1 protein-coding gene is annotated in these 1,123 nt (G+C 58.7%); it reads right to left on the bottom strand.

Annotated elements, in window-relative coordinates; all coding sequences use genetic code 11:
- Positions 1-8: 8 nt before the first annotated feature.
- A complete protein-coding gene (locus AWU77_RS02050; RefSeq protein WP_062058521.1) occupies positions 9-986 on the bottom strand; it encodes an IS481 family transposase in 978 nt (325 codons plus the stop codon).
- Positions 987-1,123 lie beyond the last annotated feature (137 nt).

Here is a 1,123-nt window from a genome sequence, read left to right as displayed (position 1 = left end):
GCAACTTGTTAACTGTCGAGTCCCGTTTGATCATAAACGCGTTTAACAAATAATTCTGGTCGTTTCTGCTGCCATTCCTTGAGCGCCAAGATGGGCGTTTTCGCGTCGAGTGCGCGCTGCGGAATGTGGTGGTTGTACAGCTTCAAATAGTTCATCAATGTAGCCTGCAAATCGGCTCTGCTGTCGAAGCGGGTCTGCTGCAGCAATTCGTTGATGCGGCCGTTGAAGCGCTCGACCATGCCGTTCGTTTGCGGGTGCCGCGGCGGCGCCAGGCGGTGCTCGGCAGGTAGCGCGGCGCAAGCGACGTCGAACGCGTGCTGGCCGCTTGGTTTTTTGTCTTTGGTCGCGAAACGATCGGTAAATTGCGAGCCGTTGTCGGTCAGGATCTTGCTGATCTTGATGGGCGAGGCCAGCTTTAGGCGGCGCAGAAAATCGACGCTGCTCTCGTCGGTCATGTCGCCGTAGATGTGCATGAAGACCCAGCGCGTGGCGCGGTCGATGGCGACGAACAGGTAGCGGCGCGAGGTCTCGTCCGGCATCTGAGGCAGGTACTTGATGTCGATGTGGATGAAGCCCGGCTCGTAGTCCTTGAAGGTCTTCTTGGGCGTGATGGTTTCGCCTTCGGCCTTTGGGATCACGTCTTCAAGACGCGACATGCCCTCGCGCTTGAGCAGACGTGCGATGCCTGATCGGGAGACGTCTGGATTGATGTGCTGCCGTGTGACGAACAGCAGGTCGTCGAGCGGCAGATAGAGCGACTGGCGCAGTGCCAGGACGATGGCTTCCTGGGCTGCGCTCAGGGTCGTGTGCAGCGTATGGGCACGGTGCGAGCGGTCCTGCACATCGTCCCGCTTGAGCCACTTGGCAGCGGTGGCTCGCGTGATGCCGAAGACCTTTGCAGCCTCACGATCGGACAGGCCCGAATCCTTGATCTCCTGCCGGATTTTTGGAGTGGTACGGGCTTGGGGGTGAATGCGTGAACTCATGCTGCCAACTGCTCCTGGTGCGATTGAATGCCGGGACTGCTGAACCCAGCAATCAAGTCGCCCAGCATAGCCTTTGCACGGAACAAAGGCCAGCTACGACGAGGAATATGATCGCACGAAACTAAACAGGTAGGGCC

Origin of the sequence: Cellvibrio sp. OA-2007, assembly GCF_000953825.1 — a bacterium.
Classification (GTDB): Bacteria; Pseudomonadota; Gammaproteobacteria; order Pseudomonadales; family Cellvibrionaceae; genus Cellvibrio.
The sequence above is the reverse complement of the archived record's forward strand: the minus strand, read 5'-3'. Positions and strand labels throughout refer to the sequence as shown.